Here is a 21,262-nt window from a genome sequence, read left to right as displayed (position 1 = left end):
CCCCCCGGCTCGTCGCCCGGGGCTGGCGTCCGCGGCCCTGGCGGCCTCGGTCCGCTCGGCCGTCCGGTCGGCGTCGGGTCGACCGGTGGCCGCGGTGCTCGTCGTGCCGCAGCTGCCGACCGACGTGCGGCACAACAGCAAGATCGACCGCACGGGCCTGGCCGCGTGGGCGACGTCCGTGCTGTCCGGCGGCCGGATGCGTCGCCCGTGAGGGTGCTGGTCACCGGCGCGAGCGGCCTGCTCGGCGGTGCCGTCGCGCGCGCCGTCACCGACGCCGGACACGAGGTCACGACCTTCCAACGGCGACCCTCCGGCGTGCCCGGCGCCCGCGACGTGCTCGGATCGATGACGAACCCCCGGGCCGTGGCCGCCGCCGTCCGCGACCAGGACGCCGTCGTCCACCTCGCCGCCAAGGTGTCGCTCACCGGTGAACCGGCCGAGTTCGAGGCCGTCAACGTCGGGGGCACGCGCTCCCTGGTCGAGGCGATGCGCGCCTCCTCGGTGCCCCGGCTGGTCTTCGTCTCGTCGCCGTCCGTGGCGCACGCCGGGTCGTCCATCGTCGGCGACGACGCCCTGCCCGCCTCGCCCGGACACGCTCGAGGCGACTACGCCCGCACCAAGGCCGCGGCCGAGCGGGTCGCCCTCGGGGCCGCCGACGCCGACCTGCGCGTGGTGGCCGTCCGCCCCCACCTCGTCTGGGGACCGGGCGACACGCAGCTCGTCGAGCGGATCGTCGACCGTGCGCGCTCCGGCCGCCTGCCGCTGCTCGACCACGGCGCCGCCCTGATCGACTCCACCTACGTGGACAACGCGGCGTCCGGCATCGCCGCCGCGCTCGCACGCGTCGACGAGGTCAGCGGCGAGTCGTACGTGATCAGCAACGGCGAGCCCCGCACCGTCGCCGACCTGATGGCCGGGATCTGCGCGGCCGCCGGGGTGCCCGCGCCTCGCCTGCGGGTGCCGGCCGGGATCGCCCGCGCCGCGGGGTCGTTGGTCGAGCGCGTCTGGGCCGTGCGGCCGGGCACCGACGAACCACCCATGACGAGGTTCCTCGCCGAGCAGCTGTCCACGGCGCACTGGTTCGACCAGCGACGCACCCAGCGCGACCTGCGGTGGACACCGGTCGTGAGCGTCGACGAGGGCCTGAGTCGTCTCGCCGCCTGGTACGCCGCCGGGCAGCCCTCCGTCTGAGACCCGCCGCCCGGCCGCCCTCGGGTCGGCGGGTTCCCGTCGTGCCCGGCGGGTCGGCGATGACCCGCCAGGGGTGGCGGGAGCCTGCCGACTCCCCCGGGCGGAGGGAACCAGGGCGAGGCGGCGTCCCCCGTTCTCTGTGTGAGGGCACATGTCGCTCCGGCGTCGTGCCGCCTACCGTCGCACGGGTACCGGGCAGCTCCGGTGCCCAGGGCTCAACGGAAGGACCATCCCATGAAGGCAGTCGTCTGGCACGGCATCGGCGACATCCGACTCGACGAGGTCGCCGACCCCACGATCGTCGACCCGACCGATGCAGTCGTCCGCATCACCCGGAGTGCGATCTGCGGCACCGACCTGCACTTCGTGCGCGGCACGATGGCGCCCATGGCCGAGGGCACGATCCTCGGCCACGAGGCGGTGGGCGTCGTCACCGCGGTCGGCGACGACGTGCGCGGCTTCAGTGCCGGCGACCGGGTCGTGATCAACTCGACGGTGTCGTGTGGCACCTGCCGCTACTGCCGCCAGGGCCAGACCGCTCAATGCGACGTGGCGAACCCCAACGGCCCCGACGCCGGCACCTGCTTCTTCGGCGGCCCGGCCTCGACCGGCCCGGTGAACGGCCTGCAGGCCGAGCAGGTGCGCGTCCCGTTCGCGCAGAACACCATGCACCGCCTCCCCGACACGGTCAGCGACGAGCAGGCCATCCTGTTGAGCGACATCTTCCCCACCGGCTGGTTCGGCGCCGAACTCGCCGGGGTCACCCGAGGCGACGTGGTCGCCGTCTTCGGTGCCGGAGTGGTGGGCCAGTTCGCGATCGCCTCGGCCTTCAAGCAGGGCGCGAGCCGCGTGATCGTGGTCGACCGCGAGGAGACCCGCCTGGCGCAGGCGCTCGCCCAGAACGCCGAGATCGTGAACTTCGACGAGGAGGACCCGGTCGAGACCATCAAGCGCCTCACCGGTGGCGCCGGTGTGGACGCCGTCATCGACGCGGTCGGCGTGGACGCCCAGCACGCGAGCCACGGTCCCGCCGCCCCCGACCCCGACACGGCCGCCGAGTTCGCCGCCGAGGTCGAGCAGGTCGCCCCCGACGCGAACCCGCAGGGCGACCAGTGGGTGCCCGGCAACGCGCCGACCCAGGCCCTGCGCTGGGCCGTCGAGGTCGTGGCGAAGTACGGCCGCATCGGAGTCATCGGCGTCTACTCGCCGACCGTGACGTCGTTCCCCTTCGGTGAGGCGATGCTGAAGAACCTCACCATCCGCATGGGCAACTGCGACCACCACTCGGTGACCCCGCCGCTGATCGACCTGGTCGCGTCCGGCCAGTTCGACCCCACGGCGTTCATCACCGAGCACGAGGGCATCGGCTCGGCCATCGAGGCCTACGAGGCGTTCGACCGCCGCGAGCCCGGCTGGACCAAGGTCGAGGTCGTCCCCGGCTAGGGCCTCGGGCCGGCGGTTCCCGTCGCTCCCGGCGGGCCATCGCCGGACCGCCGTGGATGACACGAACCCGCCGACTCCCCAAGGGTCCGGCGGGTTCGGGCGTCTGCATGCGCCGGCGGGGTCAGATGACCGAGGCGCTCCAGTCGTCGGGGTTGCCGAAGCGGTGGGCCGTGATGGCGACGGCCTGCTCGCGCAGGAACGGCAGCAGTTCGAGGCGGCCGGTCGGCGTGACCGGGGCCGCGAACACGGCCACCGCCGGGTCGCCGCCCAGGGCGTCCGCCAGGGCCGAGGAGGCGCGGGTCGCGTCACCGGCACCGGTCACCAACCGCACGCGCTCGGTCGACAGGCGACCCGCACGCACCCGGTCGTGCCACGTGGCGTCGTCCTCGTGCAGAACGTCGGAGGCCGCGAGGCCGAGCGCCCGGACGAGGGCACCGGGCAGCTCGACCGACGACGACACCGTGAGCGGCGCGCCCGAGCGCCGTCCGGCGAGCAGCACGCGGACCACGTCGGCCGGGGCCGCGCCGTCGGCGGCGCGGATCGTGACGGGCAGGGGACGGTAGCGCAGCAGGTCGCGCTCGAGGCCGAGGTCGCTCACGTCGCGGGCGACGCCGAACTCGGCGGCCCAGAAGTGCTCGTCGCTGGCGGCGGCGGCCCGCAGGTCGTCGGAGGCCGATGCACCCGACGCCCCGAGCAGCGGCGACGCGGCCTCGAGGGCGGCCAGGGCCTCGCGACCCGGGCGCGCCTCCTGCGGTTCGGTCAGCGTCGTCGGCTGCCAGGACCCCAGGTGCACGAGGTAGTTCGGCCCGCCCGCCTTGGCGCCGGCACCGACCGACGACTTCTTCCAGCCGCCGAACGGCTGGCGACGCACGATCGCCCCGGTGATGCCGCGGTTGACGTAGAGGTTGCCCGCCTCGACGCGGTCGAGCCAGGTCGACAGCTCGGCGGGGTCGAGGGTGTGCAGACCCGCGGTCAGGCCGTAGTCGGTCGCGTTCTGCAGCTCGATCGCCTCGTCGAGCGTCTTCGCGGTCATGACGCCGAGCACCGGGCCGAAGTACTCGGTGAGGTGGAACTCGCTGCCCGCGGCGACGCCGGCGCGCACGCCGGGCGACCAGAGGCGCCCGGTGTCGTCGAGTCGCTTCGGCTCGACGAGCCAGGTCTCGCCCGCGCCGAGCGTGGTGAGCGCACGTTCGAGCTTGCCGTGGGCCGGCTCGACGATCGGGCCCATCTGCGTGGTGGGGTCGGAGGGCAGTCCGACGCGCATGGTCGACGCCGCGTCGACGAGCTGACGGCGGAAGCGCTCGGAGGTGGCGACCGAGCCGACCAGGATCACCAGGCTCGCCGCCGAGCACTTCTGACCCGCGTGGCCGAAGGCCGACTTGATGACGTCGGACGCGGCCAGGTCGAGGTCGGCACTGGGGGTGACGATGATGGCGTTCTTGCCGCTCGTCTCGGCGAGCAGGGGTAGGTCGTTGCGCCAGCTGGTGAACAGCGCGGCCGTCTCGAAGGCGCCGGTGAGGATCACGCGGTCGACCGACGGGTGCGACACCAGGTGACGACCGAAGTCGCCCTCGTCGACGTCGACCAGCTTCAGCACCTCGCGGGGCACGCCGGCGTCCCAGAGCGCCTGGACCATGACGGCCCCGCTGCGCTTGGCCTGGCCCGCCGGCTTGACGACGACGCTGCTGCCCGCGGCGAGCGCGGCGAGGGTCGAGCCGGCCGGGATCGCCAGGGGGAAGTTCCAGGGCGGCGTGACGAGGGTGAGTCGCTCGGGGACGAACGTCGCACCGTCGACCCGGTCGAGTTCTTCGGCGAGGTGGGCGTACCAGTTGGCGAAGTCGATGGCCTCGCTGACCTCGACGTCGCCCTCGGCGACCGTCTTGCCGGTCTCGCTCGCGGCGACCTCCATCAGGTCGGCGCGGCGGGCCGACAGCGTGGCCGCGGCCTCGCGCAGGATCGCGGCACGACCCGCGCCTCCGCGGGCAGACCAGGCGGCGGAGGCGGCGACGGCCTCGGCGACGATCGCGTCGAGCGTGGCCTCGTCGGTCACCCGGGCGGACTCGATGAGCTCGACGCCGAGGCGCGAGTCGGCCGAGCGGGCGGCGATCTCACGACCCCAGGCGCGGTTGTCGGCCAGGGCGGGGTCGGTGTCGGGCTCGTTGTCGAAGCCGCTGCCGGCCGCGCGGGGCTGCAACGCCTGGGCCGCGTCGAGGCGGCTCTGCACGCGGTGCGGTGCCGGGGTGTCTCCGTCGACCTCGGCGAGCGAGGCGAGGAACCGGCCCTTCTCGCGCTCGAACATGGCCTCGTTCGAGGCGAGTTCGAACACGGCGGACATGAAGTTCTCGCTCGACGCGTTCTCCTCGAGGCGGCGGATCAGGTAGCTGATGGCGACGTCGAACTCGCGGGGGTGCACGACGGGCGTGTAGAGCAACAGCCCGCCGACGTCGGCCTTGACCAGCTCGGCCTGCCCCTCGGCCATGCCCAGCAGCATCTCGAACTCGACCCGGTCGCTCACGCCACGGGCCTCGGCGAGCAGGTGGGCGAAGGCGATGTCGAAGAGGTTGTGGCCGGCGACGCCGACGCGGACGGCACGGGTGCGTCCGGGGGTGAAGGCCCAGGTGAGGACGCGCTTGTAGTTGGTGTCGCTGTCCTGCTTGGTGCCGTAGGTGGCGAGCGGCCATTCGTGCACCGTGGCGTCCACGGTCTCCATCGCGAGGTTCGCGCCCTTGACGATGCGCACCTTGATCGCGGCCCCGCCGGCGTCGACCCGCTCGGTCGCCCAGGTGGTGAGGTGCTGCAGGGCGCCGAGGGCGTCGGGCAGGTAGGTCTGCAGGACGATGCCGGCCTCGAGGCCCTTCAGCTGCGGCTGGTCGAGGAGGCGCGTGAAGACCGCGATCGTCAGGTCGAGGTCGCGGTACTCCTCCATGTCGAGGTTGATGAACTTCGGCTTCGGCGACCGGGCGGCGAGTTCGTACAACGGGGTGAGCTTCTCGACGACGCGCTCGACGGTCTCGTCGAAGGCCCACATCGAGAGCTGGCTGACGATGGACGAGACCTTGATCGACACGTAGTCGACGTCGTCGCGGGCGAGGAGCGCCCGGGTACCGGCGAGGCGGTGCTCGGCCTCGGCGTCACCGAGGACGGCCTCGCCGAGCAGGTTGAGGTTGAGCCGCGTCCTGTCTTTCTTGATGTTCGCGATGGCCGCACCGAGCTTGGCGGGGCGGGCGTCGGCGATGAGGTGACCGACCATGCCGCGCAGGACGCGACGGGCGATCGGCACGACCACGCCGGGGAGCACGGGTGCCATGACGCCGCCGAGACGCACGGCGGAACGCATGTGCCACGGCAGGAAGGCCGGTGCCTGCTTCGCCAGGGTCGACAGGTTGCGGGCCGCGACGCCGAGGTCCTCCGGCCGGACGACCCGGTCGACGAAACCGATCGTGAACGCGAGGCCCGACTCGTCCTTGAGGACCTGGGCGAGCAGGTGGGCCGAACCGGTGCTCGGGGCGCCGGACGCCTCGTGCGCCCAGCGGCGGGCGAGGGCGACGGCGTCGTCGCCGATGCCGACGGGCAGGAGCTGTTCAGCGGTGGACGGCCCCGCCGTCTCGTCGATGGTGGTCATGGGATGAATGTAGGGCGGAACTTGCCACCTGGCAAGGTTTGACACGAGACCGTAACGTGCGCCGCGCCTCCTTCTCCACGAGGGGTCGATGGGCACTGGCGGCGAGGGCCGGACAGCGCTACCTTGGGCGCGTTCAGGCGGTGCCCAGCGGCCGCCAAGACGGACCCGTCTGCGGATGGACGGGCCCCCTGCACCGGGAGCACCCATGGCGATGATCGAGGCCCGCGGCCTCACGAAGACCTACCGGTCGAAGTCCGGCCCGGTCCACGCACTGACCGGCCTCGACCTGATCGTGCCCGAGGGCACCGTCAAGGCGCTGCTCGGGCCGAACGGCGCGGGCAAGACCACGGGCGTCAAGATGCTCACCACCCTCGAACGTCCGGACGCCGGCACGGCCACGATCGCCGGGCTCGACGTCGTCGCCGACGCCCAGGCCGTGCGCCGCTCGATCGGCGTCTCGGGGCAGTACGCCGCGGTCGACGAGAACCTCACCGGATTCGAGAACCTCGACATGATCGGGAGGCTGTACCACCTGGGCAGCCGCGTGAGTCGGGACCGCGCCCGCGAGCTGATCGAGGTCTTCGACCTCGCCGCTGCGGGCGACCGGCCGGTCAAGGGCTTCTCCGGCGGCATGCGCCGACGGATCGACCTCGCCGGGGCGCTCGTGACGAACCCGCGCGTGCTCTTCCTCGACGAGCCGACGACGGGGCTCGATCCCCGCAGCCGCCTCGCCCTGTGGGACATCATCACCGGGCTGGTCGACGGTGGCACGACGGTGCTGCTGACCACGCAGTACCTCGAGGAGGCCGATCGCCTGGCCGACGACATCTCCGTCATCGACGGCGGCGCCGTCATCGCCGAGGGCACGGCCGACCAGCTCAAGGCCCAGGTCGGCGGCCACCGCCTCGTCGTCGCCCTCGTCGACGAGGCGCGGGCCGACCAGGCGGTCGAGGTGCTCCGGCGGCACGGTGACTCCGAGCCGGCCGTCGGGGCCGACGGCCGCCAGCTCGAGGTCGCGGTCACCGACGGCCCGACCGCCCTGCAGCGGACGCTCGCCGACCTCGGGGCGGCCGGCATCGAGCTGCACGACGCCGGCATGCGACGACCCACCCTCGACGACGTGTTCCTCCAGCTCACCGGCCACCGCGCGGCCGACGACGACGCGGGCGACGACCACGACTCCCCCGACGACGACCCGGCCGGCGGTCGAGGTCGCGGTCGGCGCGGTGCGAAGAAGAGAGAGGCACGGGCATGACCACCACCGGAACCACCTCCGCCCTGGCGCAGACGCTCGTCCCGTCGACCGACACGGGCCTCGGCACCTGGGCCTCGGACGGCTGGACGGTCACCAAGCGCAACCTGATCAAGGTGAAGCGCTCGCCCGACATGCTGATCTTCGCCGTGCTGCAACCGATCATGTTCGTCCTGCTCTTCAGCCAGGTCTACGGCGGTGCCATCGCGGTCCAGGGCACCGACTACACGCAGTTCCTCATGGCGGGCATCTTCGCGCAGACCGTGGTCTTCGGCTCGACCTTCTCCGGTGCCGCCATGGCCCAAGACCTGAAGGAGGGCATCATCGACCGGTTCCGCACCCTGCCGATGAGCCCGTCGGCCGTGCTGATCGGTCGCACGAACAGCGACCTGGCGCTCAACACGATCTCGATGGTCATCATGATGCTCACGGGTCTCGCCGTCGGCTGGAGGGTCAACGCCTCACCTGCCTCGTTCGTCGGCGGGGTCGCCCTGCTGCTGCTGTTCAGCTACTCGTTCAGCTGGGTGATGGCCCTGCTCGGCATGAGCGTCAAGACGCCCGAGACCATCAACAACGCGTCGTTCATGATCCTGTTCCCGTTGACCTTCGTCTCGAACGCGTTCGTGCCGAGCGACACCCTGCCGACCGTGCTGAGGGTCTTCGCCGAGTGGAACCCGGTGTCGTCGCTCGTGCAGGCCGCCCGCACCTCGTTCGGCAACCTGGGCGCCACCCCGGTGCCCGACATCTGGACGATGCAGCACCCCTACGCGACCGTCCTGCTCGGCATCACCGTGATGCTGGTGGTCTTCGTGCCGCTGTGCATCCGCAAGTTCCAGCGCATCAGCGCGAAGTAGCGGACGCCGGACGCCCGTCGCCTGCCGCTGGCGTCGCCCGTCCGCCGAGGAGGCGCGGGTCAGCCCGCGTGCCCGGCCGCCTCGCGCACGGCGGCGTCGAGTTCGCTCGTCGGCACCGTGAGGACGCTCCCGATCACGAGGCGCATCAGGGCCGGGACGTCCACGGCGTCGCGCTCGTACAACCACTGCAACTGCAGACCGTCCTGCACCGCGAGCACGACGCGGGCCGCCGACTCGGCGGTGTAGCCGTCGCGCAACCAGCCGCGGGCCTGGGCGAGCCCGAGGTAGGCCGACGTCGACGAGACGATGCGCTCGTAGTAGTCGGCGTAGTAGCGGTGCGCCGGGTGGTCGGGCGAGGTGGCCTCGGCGGACGCCGTGATGAACAGCGAGATGACGACCGGCACGTCGACGTTGTACTCGGCGAGCGCGACGAGCTCGTCGACGCGCATGCCACCGTCGTCGTCGAAGTGGCGTCGCAGTCGTTCGTCGCGCCGCCGGAGCACGGCCATCAGCAGTTCGTCCTTGGTCGGGAAGTAGTGCATGAGCGACTGGTGCGAGACGCCGCACCGCCGCGCGATCTCGCGCAGGGTGGCACCGTGGAACCCGACCTTGCCGAAGACCGGCAGGGCCGCGTCGAGGATCGCCTCGCGCTTGGCGATGCCCTTGCGGTAGCGGCCGGGTTCGCGCACCGCAGCGACCGGCGGGACGTCGGTGACGTCGGCGCGGGTCGTGTCGGGCTCGGGGGCGTCCATCGGGGTCAGCCTAGGTCGTCCCCGCGCGGATGACGACGCCGCGGGACGCGGCGTCCGCACACGGTGCGTCGGCATAGAGTTCAGCGGTGCCGTGGTCGCTGCTGAGAACGCCTGCCTTCCGGGCCCTCTGGGTCGGGCGCCTGTTCTCGTGGGTGGGCAGCGGCTTCGCGCCCCTGGCCATCGTCTTCGCGGCGATCGACCTGGGGGCCGACGCCGTCGACCTCGGGCTCGTGGTCGTCGCCCGGTCGGTGCCCAACATCGCCCTGGTCCTGGTCGGCGGGGCCCTTGCGGACCGCTTCTCGAAACGCACCGTCGCGATCGCCTCGTCGTGGCTGTCGGCGGCGTCGCTCGTCGTCGCGGCCACCCTGATGCTGACGCAGACCGAGACGTTGCCCACCCTCGCGGCGGTGGGCGCGGTGAACGGCGCCGCGGCCGCCTTCTTCGGCCCTGCCACGAGCGCCCTGCTGCGCGAGACCGTCCCCGACGACCGACTCCGGGACGCGACGGTGCTCAGCCGCGTCGGCATGAACGTCGGGTTGGTGATCGGCACGGCGGTGGGCGGGGCCGTGGTGGCGACCGCAGGGTCGGGCGTCGCCCTGGCCGTCGGGGCGGTCGTCTTCGTGGTCGCGGCGGTCGTCTTCGTGGGGTTGCCCCGGGACGGTGCCCGCGCCTCCGGAGGGACGTCGGTGCTCGGGGACCTCGGCAGCGGACTCGGCTTCGTCTGGCGCACGCGCTGGCTCGTCTCGACCGCGGCGCTCGCGTTCACGTTCCAGTTCGCCTTCGCGGGCGGGGTCCAGGTGGTGGGCCCGCTCGTGGCCGACCAGTCGTTCGGACGTCTGCTCTGGGGTTTCGCGGGTGCCCTGCAGACCCTCGGCCTGATCGTCGGGGCGTACTGGGCCGGGGCCCTCCGCGGGCGGCTCCGGTTGTGGGCCGCCTGCCTCGGCGCCGCGGCGCTGGCCCTGCCGCTCGTGCTGCTGTCGTTCGCCTACGGCACCGACCCCGTGGTCTTCGACCCGCTGCACTGGTTCTTCTGGATCAGCCTCGGCCTCTTCGCCGCCAGCGTCGGGCTCGAGGTCTTCACGGTGCCGCTGGACGTGGTCGTCCAGCGGCAGGTGCCGGGGGCCTACCTGGGGCGCGTCTTCTCGTGCCTGACGCTGGCGTCGTTGGCGGGCGTGCCCGTCGGCGAGGTGGTGGTCGGACCGCTCACCCAGGTGATCGGCACCCCGGCCACCCTCGCCGCCCTGGCCGGCCTCGTGGTCGCCGTCGCGGTGGCCGTGGCGCTGAGCTCACGGGTGCGACGGATCGACGCCGGCCAGGAGGCGCGGGTCAGCTGAAGTCGCCGCGCTCGATCGCCTCGGCGTACTTGCGGACGTCCGGGCCGGGCTCGTAGTCGATGAAGCGGTCCTTGACGGCGTCGTTGATCGCCTTGAAGGACTCCTCCCACGACTCGCCCGAGTGGGCTGCGGCCGCGTCGCGGACGGCATCACGCAGCACGTTGTCGGCGTCGGTCAGGATCTTGTCACGCGCTTCGTCGTTCCAGCGCACGTCGTTCAGGTCGGCCATGGTGTTCTCCTCGTGGGGTGGGGCGGTGGTGGGTGGGGTGCGGCTGGTGCTACTTCTTCTTCGGGCTCAACGACGAACCCTTGTGGGCGGCCTTCGCCCCGCTCTTGTCGCTCTCGACGACGAAGTAGGGCTCGTCGTCCGAGGCCTTGAACTTCTGCCCGTCGAGCTGGAACTCCTCGACGCGCTTCTCCACGACCGTGCCGTGGGTCTCGCCCTGGGGGGTGTTCCAGGTGACGTGATCTCCCTTGCTGAACGACATCGCGCCTCCTTGGTGTGTCGATCCGTCCGTCGGCGTCCGGTGCCGCGCGGTGGTGGCGTGGACGGTACCCCGCCCGTGCCGACCCGTCACCCAGCGACGCGGGGTACAGGGCGCGGCGATCCGTGGTCGGGCGGGCGGCGGGCCGGACCGGTCAGACCGAGAAGCCGCCGTCGGCCTTGATCAGCTGGCCCGAGATCCAGCGCCCCTCGGGCGACAGCAGGAAGCGCACGACCCGGCCGAGGTCGGCGGGCGTGCCGAGACGGCCGGTCGGTTGCCGCTCGATGCCGCTCGCGCGGATCTCGTCGTCCATCCAGCCCGTGTCGATCGGCCCGGGGTTCAGGGCGTTCGACGAGACGCCGAGGTGCCCGAGCTCCCGGGCGGCCGCGATGACGAGCCGGTCGAGGGCGCCCTTGCTCGAGCCGTAGGGCAGGTTGTGCACGACGTGGTCACTCGTGAGGGCGACGATGCGGGCACCGTCGTCGAGGAGGTCGACCGGGGGCAGCTGCTCGGCGAACGCCTTGATCGCGAGCCACGCCGCCCGCACGTTGACGGCGTAGTGCGCGTCCCAGCTCTCGAGCGTCGTGTCGAGGATCGACGAGTCCACGCTGTGCGAGTGCGACAGCACGAGCGCCGTCACCGGCCCCAGGTCGTCGTTCACCGCCCCGAGGAGGCGCGCGGGGGTCGCGGGGTCCGCCAGGTCCGCCGGGTACACGGCCACGCGCGCACCCGCGGCCTCGAGCTCGGAGACGAGCGACCCCACGTCGACGGCCGTGAGTCCCCAGGGCATGGCGGCGTCGTAACCATCCCAGGTGGTCAGCGCGAGGTCCCAGCCGTCGGCGGCGAGCTCGTGGGCGATGCCGTTCGCGATCGAGTTCGTGCGGCCGGCACCGGTGAGCAGACAGATCTTCTTCGACATGCGGGTCTCCTTCGACACCCGCCCAGCTTGGCAGACCGGCCGGCCCGTCGGCGAGGGGGTCAGCGCCCTCGGCGCGGTCGGCTGCGACCGGTGCCGCGCTGGGGCCCTCGGCCCTTCGACGGCGTGCGCTTCGGTTTCGCCCCGCGCGGGTCGGGAGCCGACCCCTTGCGGGCCGGGGCCTCCTGCTCGGGCTCGTCGCGCCTCCTCGACCGGGAGCTGCGGGCCGTGCGACCCCGCACGACGCCGATGAAGTCGTCGAGGTCGTCGGTGAGCTCGCCCTCGGGCCAGACCAGCGCGATCGTGGTCGGCGGCAGATCGGCGACGTAACGGTAGGTGACCTCTTTGCGGGCGTGCAATCGCGCGAGGGACTGCGGCATGACGGCGACTCCGGCCCCGGTCGCGACGACGGCGACGGCATCGGCGAGCGAGAGGGACGGGTCGAGGTCGTGACGATGCTCGTCGTCGAACGCGGCGGCCTCGACCTCGTCCTCGAGGCCGGCCGCGGTGACGGCGTGGTCCTTGGGCACGACGACGACGGCTCGCTCGTCGTAGAGGCGGATGACCGACAACCCCTCGACCTCGATCGGCAGACGGGCCAGGACCATGTCGACCCGGTCGTCGCCCCGGGCGTCGTCGAGGGCGGGCACCGCGTCCGCGTCGGCGAGCGGCACGAAGGCCAGCGGGGTCTCGGGACGGCGTTCCTCCCAGAGCCTCGACCACTTCGACAGGGTGACGCCGGGCACGACCCCGATGCGGAACGGGGTGCGGGCCGGCTCGGTCGTCATGGGTCGAGGGTATCGGCCCGGTACCCTGGGCAGATGACCTCCGACGCGCCGTCCGGCAAGCAGCCGCAGACCCTCAAGCCCTTCACGGCCGCCAAGAAGCTCGGGGTGTACCTGCCGGCCACGCCCGCCGAGTTCCAGGCCGCCCCCGTCACGCGCGAGGCCTTCGCCGAGCTCAGCACGAACCCGCCCGAGTGGCTGTCCGAGCTGCGCCGCACCGGTCCCCACCCGCGACCCGTCGTCGCCCAGAAGCTCGGCATCTCGACCTCCGGCCTCGCCCGGGCCGGCGTCGACGACGTCATGACCACCGACGAGATCCACGCCCTGCTCGACGAGATGCCCGACTGGCTCCGCACCGAACGCGGCATCCACGCCGACGTGCGCGAAGAAGAACTGCGCGTGAAAGAGCGCAACGCCGGCCGCGAGGTGCTCCGCAAAGAGCGCGAGGCGAAAGAAGCCGCCGAAGGGCACTGACCCCCGCCCTGCGCTACCGTCGGCGACATGTCCTTCAACGACGACGCGCGCCTCGACGGCAGCAAGGTCAAGCGACGCGGTCGCGGTCGCACGGTGGGTGTCGCCGGCATCGGCATCGTCGGCCTGATCGCCGTCTTCCTCATCAGTCAGGTCACCGGCGTCGACGTCTCGGGGTTGCTCGGCGGCGGGACGGCCGGCGGAGGCGCCCAGCCGGTCAGCGAGGGCGACCTGTCGTCCGAGTGCACCACCGGCGCGCAGGCCAACGACAGCGTGGACTGCCGCATGGTCGGCGCGGCCGACTCGCTCGACGCGTACTGGGCCGCCGAGGCCCCGGCACTCGGTGTCACCGACTACCGCACCCCCGACTTCTTCCTCTTCAGCGGCTCGACCGACACCGGCTGCGGTGGGGCGACGAGCGCCACGGGCCCGTTCTACTGCCCACCCGACGAGGCCCTCTTCGTCGACACCGACTTCTTCGAGCATCTCCGGTCGCAGTTCGGCGCCAGCGGCGGCCCCCTCGCGCAGATGTACGTCGTCGGCCACGAGTGGGGCCACCACGTCCAGCAGCTGACCGGCGCCTTCGACCGCGCCGACCGCAGCGGCACCGGCCCGGGCTCCGACACCATCCGGCTCGAGGTCCAGGCCGACTGCTACGCCGGGGCCTGGGTCGGCGCGGCGTCCACCGTGCAGGACGCGAACGGCACCACGTTCCTCGAGCCCGTGACCGACCAGCAGGTCGCCGACGCGCTCGACGCGGCGGCCGCGGTGGGCGACGACCGCATCCAGTCCGCCGGCGGCGGCCAGGTCGATCCCGACACCTGGACGCACGGCTCGGCCGAGCAGCGCCAGAAGTGGTTCGAGACCGGGCGCAGCCAGGGCGCGACGGCCTGCGACACCTTCTCGGTGCCGACCGACCAGCTCTGACGACGAGGCCGACCCGCGCCTCCTGACGGTCGACGCCGCCACCGCGGCACGGTGCGTCCAGGCAACTCGAAGCGCGCTTCCGGGCGAGGGCGGCCCGGAGGGCGCACACTTCACTCACCCTCGCGACGGCACAGGCGCCGCCGCGACGACAGCAGTGGAGGCACGTCATGGCACGACCGGGCAAGGCCATCGAGTTCGACGGGTACGGAGACGTCTCGCAGCTCCACTTCGTCGAGCAGCCGTTGCCGACACCGGCCGACGACGAGGTCGTCGTCGAGGTGATCTGCGCGGGCCTCAACCACATCGAGAACTTCATCCGGCAGGGAGACTTCGTCGACCGGCTGCCCCTCGACTTCCCGGCCCGTGAGGGCTCGTGCTTCGCGGGCATCGTGAAGAAGCGCGGTGCCGCGGTGCGCAACTTCTCGGTCGGCGCCGAGGTGATCGGCCACGCGGTCGGGGGCGGCGCGCACGCCACCTACATCGCCGTGCCGGCGAGCGCCGTCGTGCCCAAGCCGCAGCACGTCCCGTGGGAGGTCGCCGGAGGGCTCTACCTGGCGGGAGCCACCGCGTACGACACCGTCCGCAGCCTGCACCTCGGGCCGGACGACGTCGTCGTGATCACGGCCGCGGCGGGTGGCGTGGGCCACATCGAGTGCCAGCTCGCCCTGCAGCTCGGCGCCAAGGTGATCGGCACCTGCAGCCCGGGCAACCACGACTACCTGCGCTCGATCGGCGTCGTGCCCGTCGACTACGGCGAGGGCCTGCGCGAGCGCATCGACAAGGCCGCGGGCACCGACCGCCACGTGACGGCGTTCATCGACAACTTCGGCGGGGACAACCCGGCCCTCAGCGCCGACCTCGGCGTCCTGCCGGCGCGGTTCAGTTCGAGCGAGGACCGCCTCGAGCGCGAGATCCGCTTCATCGGCGCCGAGCGCGACGACACCGAACCCGCGATGATCCTCTCGGCCCTCGCGAAGCTCATCGCCGAGAACAAGCTGCGCGTGCTCGTCTCGGGCTTCTACCCGTTCGACTACATCGCCCAGGCGTTCGAGGACCTCGCCGAGCAGCACTCGCGCGGCAAGGTCGTCGTGGGCATGCAGCCGGTCGAGACCGGTGCACGCTCGCACTGGTACCTGTCGGGCAAGGCGCGGGCGGTCGCCGAGTCGCTCGGCTAACCGCACCGACAGAGCGCAGGAGGCGCGGGTCGGCACACCCGGCCGGCGTCAGCTGGGCAGCCGCAACAACGCCCCCGGAGCCCTGACCGTCGCCGCCGCCACGTCCATGGCCCGCTCCAGGGCGGCCGACCAGTCGACCGAGCCGGGTTCGCGCCGCTCGGCGAGCAGCGAGGCGACGATCGACGCGAAGGTCGCGTCGCCCGCCCCCATCGTGTCGACGACCTCGCCCTCGGCCGACGAGATGCCCCGCGTGAGGGCGGTGCCGTCCGTCCCGTCCGCCGACGCTCCGAGCGCCAGGCTCGCCCCGGCCGAGCCGCGCGTCGCGAGCACTCCCCCGGTGCCCGCCGCGAGCAGCGCCTCCTGCCAGTCGTCGAGCGAGCGCCCGGCGACGAGTTCGGCGTCGTCGTCACCGATCTTCACGAGCAGGGCCGAGGCCGCGACCCGCTCGAAGCCGGCGGCGAAGTCGGCGATCTGGGCCGCCCCACCGGGCAGGAACCCCGGCCGCGGGTTCGGGTCGACCACCAGCCGCACGGGGTCGGTGCCGACCACGCGCAGCAAGCGATCGGTCAGCGGGGCGTCGTCGAACGGGTACGAGCTGACGGCGACCACGGGGGCGGCGTCGAGCACGGCGAGCTGCTCGGGCGAGAAGTCGAGACCGCGGGCGACGGCCGCGTCGGTGAAGACGTAGCTCGGTTCGCCGTCGACCCGCAGCGAGACCGCCCGGCCGGTGCCGAGGGGGTTGATCGTCGCGACGAGCTCGACGCCGTGCTCGGCGAGGAAGGCGCGGATCGACTCGCCGTCGCCGTCGTCGCCGATCGAGGCGAGCAGCGTCGTGGGGACGCCGAGGCGGCTGAGCCCCACGGCGACGTTGAGGCCGGCCCCGCCGACGTGGTCGGTCGAGCCGGAATCGGTGCGGAGCTCGTCGATGAGGGCGTCGCCGAGAACGGCGACCCGACCGTCGGTGGTGTCCATGGGGGTGCCTTTCGTCAGCGTGCCGGCAGCCACCCTATTGCGGCACGCGGTCGGGTCGCACTCCCCCGCTACGCTGGCCGACGTGACCGATTACGCACTGGCCGTCGACGTGGGCGGAACGAAGGTCGAGGCGGCGCTGGTCGCCTCCGACGGAACCCTGTTCGACGGCAGTCGCGACCGACGCCCCACCGGTGCCGGGTCGACGTCGGACGAACTCGCCGAGGCGGTCCGCGCGGTCGTCGCGCACGCCCTCGACGCCCTGCCCGACGGTGACGCCCTCGTCGGGGCGGGCATCGGCAGCGCCGGGCCGGTCGACCTCGTGCACGGCACGGTGTCGCCGATCAACCTGCACGCCTGGCGCGGCTACCCGCTGCGCGAGCAGGTCGCGGCCCTCGCGGCCTCGACCCTGCCCGACGCCGCCCCCGTCACCCTGCGGCTCGACGGCGTCAGCCTCGCCCTCGCCGAGCACTGGGTCGGTGCCACCCAGGGCGCCGACAACGCCCTGGCCATCACCGTCTCGACCGGCGTCGGTGGCGGCCTCATCGTCAACGGCCGCCTGCTCTCGGGCGGCACGGGCAACGCCGGCCACATCGGCCAGATCCAGATCGCCGACCGCCCCGCGGGCGAGAACGCCTGGGCGGCCACCCTCGAGGTCATCGCCTCGGGCCCGAACGTCGTCGCCTGGGCCCGCGAGCAGGGCTGGCAGGGCGAGCGCGGCGAAGACCTGGCGGCCGGTTACGTCGCGGGCGACGAGATCGCCGTCGCGGCCGTCCGCCGTTCGGCCAACGCCGTCGGCGAGGCCGTCTCGTCGGTCACCACGCTGCTCGACCTCGACGTCGTCGCGATCGGCGGCGGGTTCTCGCGCGTCAGCGACGACTACCTCGACCTGGTCCGGGCCACGGTCCAGGAGGCGCCGGTCAACGAGTACGCCCGTCGCGTCCGGGTCGTCCGCTCGGGCCTGAGCGACGAGAGCCCCTTGGTCGGGGCCGCCGCGCTCGTGTGGCGGGCCGAGCTGCTCGGCTGAGCCGCGCCTCCTGCGGTCGGTGACCCGCGCCTCCCGGGGTCGGTCGCTTCTCTGGGAACGGTCGTCGGCGGCCCGGCCTAGGCTGGGTTGCATCCCACAACGTCGTCGGAGTCCGTCGCGCCCTCGGGGCGCGCACCACCACCGCACCACCACTCGCAGAGAGGTCATCTCATGCCCACCACCGTCCCCGTCCTGCTCACGCCGTCCGCCGGCGCCCCCTTCGAGCACTCCACCGTCGAACTGCGCGACGTCGGCCCGAACGACGTCCAGATCGACATCGCGTTCGCCGGCATCTGCCACAGCGACATCCACCAGGCCCGCGAAGAGTGGGGCAAGGCCATCTTCCCGATGGTGCCCGGCCACGAGATCGCCGGCATCGTCACCGAGGTCGGCTCCGAGGTCACCAAGCACCAGGTCGGCGACCGCGTCGGCATCGGCTGCTTCGTCGACAGCTGCCGCGAGTGCGAGAACTGCCTCGCGGGCGAGCAGCAGTTCTGCGTCAAGGGCAACGTCGCGACCTACAACGGCCGCCAGTACTCGGGCGAGCCCACCTACGGCGGCTACGCCAAGCAGATCGTCGCCGACGAGAACTACGTGCTGTCGATCCCCGAGGGCATCGCGCTCGACGAGGCAGCGCCGCTGCTCTGCGCCGGCATCACGACCTACTCGCCCCTCAAGCACTGGGGTGCCGGCCCCGGCAAGAAGGTCGCCGTCGTCGGCATGGGCGGGCTCGGCCACATGGCCGTCAAGATCGCGCACGCCATGGGCGCCGAGGTCACCGTCATCAGCCAGACGCTGTCCAAGCAGGAGGACGGCCTCAAGCTCGGCGCCGACCACTACTACGCCTCGAGCGACCCCGAGACCTTCGGAAAGCTCAAGAACTCGTTCGACCTGATCATCAACACGATCTCGGCCGACATGGACATCGACGCCTACGCCCGCACCCTGCGCCTCAACGGCACGATGGTGTTCGTCGGCCTGCCCGAGAACCCGCAATCGTTCCGCGCCGGGTCGCTGATCGGCGGCCGTCGCAGCCTCGCCGGCTCGAACATCGGCGGCATCCCCGAGACGCAAGAGATGCTGGACTTCTGCGCCGAGCACCACATCGGCGCCGAGATCGAGACGATCGGCGCCGACGAGGTCGACGAGGCCTACGAGCGCGTCGTCGCCAGCAAGGTCCGCTACCGCTTCGTGATCGACACCGCGACCATCTAGCACCCGCCGCAGGCACGAAGGCCCCCTCCCGTCACGGGAGGGGGCCTTCGTCGATGCTGAGGGCGGACGGGCACGACCACGGGCGACCCCGGGGACGGCGGGCGACCACGGCAGCCCCCCTCCGACGAACTCGCCCGTCGGGGGTCGGCACCAGCAGACGTCCGCCGGCTCCGCTACCCGGCGGGGGTGTTGAACCGACGAAGCCAACCGGCGAACTCGGCGAGCTCGTCGTCGGACCAGCCCTCGACGTGGTTGCGGAACACGGCGCGGTTCTCGTGCCGCACCTCGAGCATGCGGCTCTCGGCGCGTTCGGTGCTGCGCAGGGTCATGACACGACCGTCGGCCGCGTCGGGCACCACGTCGACGAACCCGGCCTCGCGGAGCAGCGTTACCTGCCTGCTGACCGCGCTCTTGTCCATCGCCATCGCCTTGACGATGTCGCCGGCGCTGCACGGCTGGTGCTTCATCACGTACCGCAGCACGTAGAAGGCCGTGGGGGGCACGTCCGGGTCGAAGCGCGACGCCGCCGCGGCGATCGTGCGTTTGGCCTCGACCATCATCGAGCCGATCTCGTCGACCACGCCGGCCATGAGGCCCTCGCGGCCGTCGTCGTCGGGACCCGGGAGGTGCGGTGCGGCCTGCCCCGCGGCCTCGAGGAGGTGCGGTGCGGCCTGGTCGGCAGGGTCGCCCCCCGAGGGGCGCGGCGCGTCGAGCACCGCACCCTCGGGCTGGCCGTCAACGGTCGGCTGCGACATCTTTCTCCTCGACCAGGGACGAGAACACCGGGCTCTCGGCCAGTTCGTCGGCGGGCACCGGGTGCCCTGCCACCTCGGCGGCGCCCGTCGCGATGATCGTGTCGATGGTACCGGTGGCGGTCGTCGTGTGGCTGTGGTGACGGCGCTGGCCCTCGTCGATCGGCGAGACCGGTGCCGGCGTCGACTCCGTCGCCGGGGCGCTCGACACGGCGGGGGCCAGGCCGGCCGTGGCCGCGGCTCCCTTGGCGGCCGGGGACGCGGCATTCGCGTCGACCGGAGCCGCGCCTCCGTCGTGCTCGACCGAGGCCGAGGCCGAGGCAGCGCCGTCCGCCGGGTCGTCCGTCTTCGCCGCCGCACGCTGGAGGCCGGTCTTGGTGCCGAGCTCGACGTTGGGCAGCAGGCAGACGAACACGATGGTGATGATCGCCAGCGGCGCCGCGATGAGGAACACGTCGGCGACGCCCTGACCGTAGGCCGATTCGATGATGGTCCGGATCGGGCCGGGCACGGTGCTGAGGTCGGGGATGCTCGTCGAGCCGCCGCTGCCGAGCGCGCTGGGGTCGACCCCGGCGTCGGTGAGTCCGTCGGTGATGTAGCCCGAGACCTTGGTGCCGAGGACGGCGCCCATGACCGAGACGCCGATCGTGCCGCCGAGGCTGCGGAAGAACGCGACGCTCGACGAGGCGGCACCGACGACGCTGACGTCGACCGAGTTCTGCACGACGAGGACGAGGTTCTGCATAACCATGCCGATGCCGAGCCCCATCATGGCCATGAAGACCGAGACGATGGCGAAGTTCGTGTCGTACTCGATGGTCGACATGAGGAAGAGGCCGGCGGCGAGCAGGACCGATCCGACGATCATGTAGGGCTTCCACTTGCCGTACTTCGAGATGAGCGCACCGGCGACCATCGACGAGATCAGCAGGCCGAGCACCATCGGCAGGGTCAGGATGCCGGCCATGGTCGGGGACTGGCCGCGCGCGAGCTGCATGTACTGGCCGAGGAACACGCTGGTGCCGAACATCGCGACGCCGACGCTGAGCGAGGCGATCACCGCGAAGGTGAAGGTGCGGTTCGTGAAGAGCGTCAGGGGGATGATCGGCTCCTTCGAGCGGAACTCCACGACGACGGCGAGCGCGAGCAGGACGGCCGCGCCGACGCCCATCAGCCAGCTGGTGGTCGAGTTCCAGTCGAACTGCTTGCCGCCGAGCGACACCCAGACGAGCAGCAGCGAGACGCCGCCGGCGATCAGGCCCGCGCCCCAGTAGTCGACGACGACGGCCTTCTTGGGCTTCGGGGGCAGGTGCAGGGTGCGCTGGATGACGATGAGGGCGGCGACGCCGACGGGCACGCCGACGAAGAAGTTCCAGCGCCAGCCGATCGAGTCGGTGAGCACGCCGCCGAGCAGCGGCCCGCCGATGGTGCCGACGCTCATTACGGCGCCGAGGTAGCCCATGTAGCGGCCGCGCTCACGCGGGCTGATGATGTCGCTCATGACGACCTGCACCAGTGCGGTGAGGCCACCGGCGCCGAGCCCCTGGAAGACGCGGAAGGTGATCAGCGTCGCGGTGTTCTGCGAGAAACCCGCGGCGACGGAGGCGAGCACGAACAGCACGAGGGCGACCTGCAGCAGCACCTTGCGGTTCGTCAGGTCGCTGAACTTGCCCCACAGCGGGGTGCTGACGGTGGTGGCCAGCAGGGTCGCGGTGATGACCCAGGTGTACGAGGTCTGGCTGCCGTTGAGGTCGCTGACGATGCGCGGCAGCGAGGTCGACACGACGGTCGACGAGAGGATCGCCACGAGCATGCCCATCAACAGGCCCGACAGGGCCGTGAGGACTTCGCGGTGGCTCATGCCGGGCGCTTCGCCCGGTTCGTGAGGTGCCGCGGGCTTCGTGCCCGCGGCGGTCGTGGTCTGCGACAAGGTGCGCTCCGGTGGTTCGAGATGGTGAGGACTGACCGCCGTTGGCCGGGTCCGTTGGTTGCCGAATGTCAACCATACGCTTTCGTTGACGATCCGCAACCATTTGAGTGCAGTTTCTGCACATTTCTCTCGAACGCCCGCGCGAGGGGGGCTCTCGACCGC

General features: G+C 72.2%; 20 protein-coding genes. 11 read left to right on the top strand and 9 right to left on the bottom strand.

What is annotated here, in order from left to right; all coding sequences use genetic code 11:
• The 3 genes from IFT36_RS06445 to IFT36_RS06435 form a co-directional block, all read left to right on the top strand.
• On the top strand, positions 1-211 hold a 211-nt coding region (locus IFT36_RS06445), incomplete at its 5' end, for a hypothetical protein (RefSeq protein ID WP_200412690.1).
• Positions 208-1,191 carry an NAD-dependent epimerase/dehydratase family protein gene (locus IFT36_RS06440; protein ID WP_200412689.1) on the top strand — a complete coding sequence of 328 codons (984 nt, stop codon included), beginning with the start codon at positions 208-210 and terminating at the stop codon, positions 1,189-1,191. The genes IFT36_RS06445 and IFT36_RS06440, both read left to right, overlap by 4 nt.
• 234 nt (positions 1,192-1,425) lie before the next feature.
• Entirely contained in the window at positions 1,426-2,634 is a 1,209-nt protein-coding gene (locus IFT36_RS06435) for an alcohol dehydrogenase catalytic domain-containing protein (protein ID WP_056043133.1), read from the top strand.
• Between the two features lie 121 nt (positions 2,635-2,755).
• Here IFT36_RS06435 and IFT36_RS06430 read toward each other — a convergent pair whose 3' ends face one another.
• On the bottom strand, positions 2,756-6,256 hold the full coding sequence (locus IFT36_RS06430; RefSeq protein WP_200412688.1) for a bifunctional proline dehydrogenase/L-glutamate gamma-semialdehyde dehydrogenase: 3,501 nt from the start codon (positions 6,254-6,256) through the stop codon (positions 2,756-2,758).
• A 205-nt stretch (positions 6,257-6,461) separates the two neighbouring features.
• Between IFT36_RS06430 and IFT36_RS06425 the strand changes: the two genes are divergently transcribed.
• Both IFT36_RS06425 and IFT36_RS06420 read left to right on the top strand, forming a co-directional pair.
• Positions 6,462-7,511 (top strand): ATP-binding cassette domain-containing protein, encoded by a 1,050-nt coding sequence (locus tag IFT36_RS06425; RefSeq protein ID WP_123571702.1) that lies wholly within the window; start codon positions 6,462-6,464, stop codon positions 7,509-7,511.
• Positions 7,508-8,362: an ABC transporter permease gene (locus tag IFT36_RS06420; protein ID WP_123571703.1), complete on the top strand. Its 855-nt coding sequence runs from the start codon at positions 7,508-7,510 to the stop codon at positions 8,360-8,362. The genes IFT36_RS06425 and IFT36_RS06420 overlap by 4 nt, the downstream gene beginning before the upstream one ends.
• Before the next feature lie 59 nt (positions 8,363-8,421).
• Here IFT36_RS06420 and IFT36_RS06415 read toward each other — a convergent pair whose 3' ends face one another.
• The gene (locus IFT36_RS06415) at positions 8,422-9,114 is read right to left on the bottom strand and encodes a TetR/AcrR family transcriptional regulator (RefSeq protein ID WP_192122885.1); all 693 of its coding nucleotides are present in this window, start codon (positions 9,112-9,114) and stop codon (positions 8,422-8,424) included.
• A gap of 86 nt (positions 9,115-9,200) precedes the next feature.
• Here IFT36_RS06415 and IFT36_RS06410 point away from each other — a divergent pair, with 86 nt between their 5' ends.
• On the top strand, positions 9,201-10,448 hold the full coding sequence (locus IFT36_RS06410) for an MFS transporter (protein WP_200412687.1): 1,248 nt from the start codon (positions 9,201-9,203) through the stop codon (positions 10,446-10,448).
• Here the strand turns inward: IFT36_RS06410 and IFT36_RS06405 are convergent.
• The 4 genes from IFT36_RS06405 to IFT36_RS06390 form a co-directional block, all read right to left on the bottom strand.
• Complete coding sequence (locus tag IFT36_RS06405; protein ID WP_043597179.1) at positions 10,441-10,677, bottom strand: hypothetical protein; 237 nt, start codon at positions 10,675-10,677, stop codon at positions 10,441-10,443. The two genes, IFT36_RS06410 and IFT36_RS06405, sit on opposite strands and share 8 nt — an antisense overlap.
• A gap of 49 nt (positions 10,678-10,726) precedes the next feature.
• Positions 10,727-10,936, bottom strand: a complete 210-nt coding sequence (locus IFT36_RS06400) for a hypervirulence associated TUDOR domain-containing protein (RefSeq protein ID WP_056043151.1) — start codon at positions 10,934-10,936, stop codon at positions 10,727-10,729.
• Between the two features lie 151 nt (positions 10,937-11,087).
• A complete protein-coding gene (locus IFT36_RS06395) occupies positions 11,088-11,852 on the bottom strand; it encodes an SDR family oxidoreductase (RefSeq protein WP_200412686.1) in 765 nt (254 codons plus the stop codon).
• Between the two features lie 59 nt (positions 11,853-11,911).
• Positions 11,912-12,637 (bottom strand): LysR family transcriptional regulator substrate-binding protein, encoded by a 726-nt coding sequence (locus tag IFT36_RS06390; RefSeq protein WP_200412685.1) that lies wholly within the window; start codon positions 12,635-12,637, stop codon positions 11,912-11,914.
• 33 nt (positions 12,638-12,670) lie between these two features.
• Here IFT36_RS06390 and IFT36_RS06385 point away from each other — a divergent pair, with 33 nt between their 5' ends.
• The 3 genes from IFT36_RS06385 to IFT36_RS06375 all read left to right on the top strand — a co-directional run bounded on the left by IFT36_RS06385 (position 12,671) and on the right by IFT36_RS06375 (position 15,207).
• Positions 12,671-13,108 carry a DUF5997 family protein gene (locus IFT36_RS06385; protein WP_043597192.1) on the top strand — a complete coding sequence of 146 codons (438 nt, stop codon included), beginning with the start codon at positions 12,671-12,673 and terminating at the stop codon, positions 13,106-13,108.
• Positions 13,109-13,135: 27 nt separating this feature from the next.
• Positions 13,136-14,032, top strand: coding sequence for a KPN_02809 family neutral zinc metallopeptidase (gene ypfJ / locus IFT36_RS06380; protein WP_200412684.1), 897 nt, complete (start codon positions 13,136-13,138; stop codon positions 14,030-14,032).
• Positions 14,033-14,199: 167 nt separating this feature from the next.
• Entirely contained in the window at positions 14,200-15,207 is a 1,008-nt protein-coding gene (locus IFT36_RS06375) for an NADP-dependent oxidoreductase (RefSeq protein WP_056043162.1), read from the top strand.
• A 48-nt stretch (positions 15,208-15,255) separates the two neighbouring features.
• On the opposite strand, the gene IFT36_RS06370 is transcribed toward IFT36_RS06375, so the two are convergent.
• Positions 15,256-16,179: a carbohydrate kinase family protein gene (locus tag IFT36_RS06370; protein WP_200412683.1), complete on the bottom strand. Its 924-nt coding sequence runs from the start codon at positions 16,177-16,179 to the stop codon at positions 15,256-15,258.
• Between the two features lie 82 nt (positions 16,180-16,261).
• Here IFT36_RS06370 and IFT36_RS06365 point away from each other — a divergent pair, with 82 nt between their 5' ends.
• Both IFT36_RS06365 and IFT36_RS06360 read left to right on the top strand, forming a co-directional pair.
• Positions 16,262-17,203 carry an ROK family protein gene (locus IFT36_RS06365; protein ID WP_307785046.1) on the top strand — a complete coding sequence of 314 codons (942 nt, stop codon included), beginning with the start codon at positions 16,262-16,264 and terminating at the stop codon, positions 17,201-17,203.
• 171 nt (positions 17,204-17,374) lie between these two features.
• Entirely contained in the window at positions 17,375-18,418 is a 1,044-nt protein-coding gene (locus IFT36_RS06360; RefSeq protein WP_192118933.1) for an NAD(P)-dependent alcohol dehydrogenase, read from the top strand.
• Positions 18,419-18,591: 173 nt separating this feature from the next.
• Here IFT36_RS06360 and IFT36_RS06355 read toward each other — a convergent pair whose 3' ends face one another.
• On the bottom strand, positions 18,592-19,173 hold the full coding sequence (locus IFT36_RS06355; RefSeq protein ID WP_173153175.1) for a MarR family winged helix-turn-helix transcriptional regulator: 582 nt from the start codon (positions 19,171-19,173) through the stop codon (positions 18,592-18,594).
• Positions 19,154-21,031 carry an MDR family MFS transporter gene (locus IFT36_RS06350; protein ID WP_200412681.1) on the bottom strand — a complete coding sequence of 626 codons (1,878 nt, stop codon included), beginning with the start codon at positions 21,029-21,031 and terminating at the stop codon, positions 19,154-19,156. The genes IFT36_RS06355 and IFT36_RS06350 overlap by 20 nt, the downstream gene beginning before the upstream one ends.
• Between the last annotated feature and the right edge of the window lie 231 nt (positions 21,032-21,262).

The organism is Frigoribacterium sp. CFBP 13605 (assembly GCF_014839405.1).
Taxonomy (GTDB): Bacteria; Actinomycetota; Actinomycetes; order Actinomycetales; family Microbacteriaceae; genus Frigoribacterium.
The sequence above is the reverse complement of the archived record's forward strand: the minus strand, read 5'-3'. Positions and strand labels throughout refer to the sequence as shown.

Coding starts and splice junctions, on each gene's coding strand:
- ypfJ (WP_200412684.1), top strand. CDS start 13,136: ATGTCCTTCAACGACGACGCGCGCCTCGACGGCAGCAAGGTCAAGCGA.
- IFT36_RS06360 (WP_192118933.1), top strand. CDS start 17,375: ATGCCCACCACCGTCCCCGTCCTGCTCACGCCGTCCGCCGGCGCCCCC.
- IFT36_RS06385 (WP_043597192.1), top strand. CDS start 12,671: ATGACCTCCGACGCGCCGTCCGGCAAGCAGCCGCAGACCCTCAAGCCC.
- IFT36_RS06390 (WP_200412685.1), bottom strand. CDS start 12,637: ATGACGACCGAGCCGGCCCGCACCCCGTTCCGCATCGGGGTCGTGCCC.
- IFT36_RS06375 (WP_056043162.1), top strand. CDS start 14,200: ATGGCACGACCGGGCAAGGCCATCGAGTTCGACGGGTACGGAGACGTC.
- IFT36_RS06400 (WP_056043151.1), bottom strand. CDS start 10,936: ATGTCGTTCAGCAAGGGAGATCACGTCACCTGGAACACCCCCCAGGGC.
- IFT36_RS06395 (WP_200412686.1), bottom strand. CDS start 11,852: ATGTCGAAGAAGATCTGTCTGCTCACCGGTGCCGGCCGCACGAACTCG.
- IFT36_RS06425 (WP_123571702.1), top strand. CDS start 6,462: ATGGCGATGATCGAGGCCCGCGGCCTCACGAAGACCTACCGGTCGAAG.
- IFT36_RS06405 (WP_043597179.1), bottom strand. CDS start 10,677: ATGGCCGACCTGAACGACGTGCGCTGGAACGACGAAGCGCGTGACAAG.
- IFT36_RS06370 (WP_200412683.1), bottom strand. CDS start 16,179: ATGGACACCACCGACGGTCGGGTCGCCGTTCTCGGCGACGCCCTCATC.
- IFT36_RS06350 (WP_200412681.1), bottom strand. CDS start 21,031: ATGAGCCACCGCGAAGTCCTCACGGCCCTGTCGGGCCTGTTGATGGGC.
- IFT36_RS06430 (WP_200412688.1), bottom strand. CDS start 6,256: ATGACCACCATCGACGAGACGGCGGGGCCGTCCACCGCTGAACAGCTC.
- IFT36_RS06355 (WP_173153175.1), bottom strand. CDS start 19,173: ATGTCGCAGCCGACCGTTGACGGCCAGCCCGAGGGTGCGGTGCTCGAC.
- IFT36_RS06435 (WP_056043133.1), top strand. CDS start 1,426: ATGAAGGCAGTCGTCTGGCACGGCATCGGCGACATCCGACTCGACGAG.
- IFT36_RS06420 (WP_123571703.1), top strand. CDS start 7,508: ATGACCACCACCGGAACCACCTCCGCCCTGGCGCAGACGCTCGTCCCG.
- IFT36_RS06415 (WP_192122885.1), bottom strand. CDS start 9,114: ATGGACGCCCCCGAGCCCGACACGACCCGCGCCGACGTCACCGACGTC.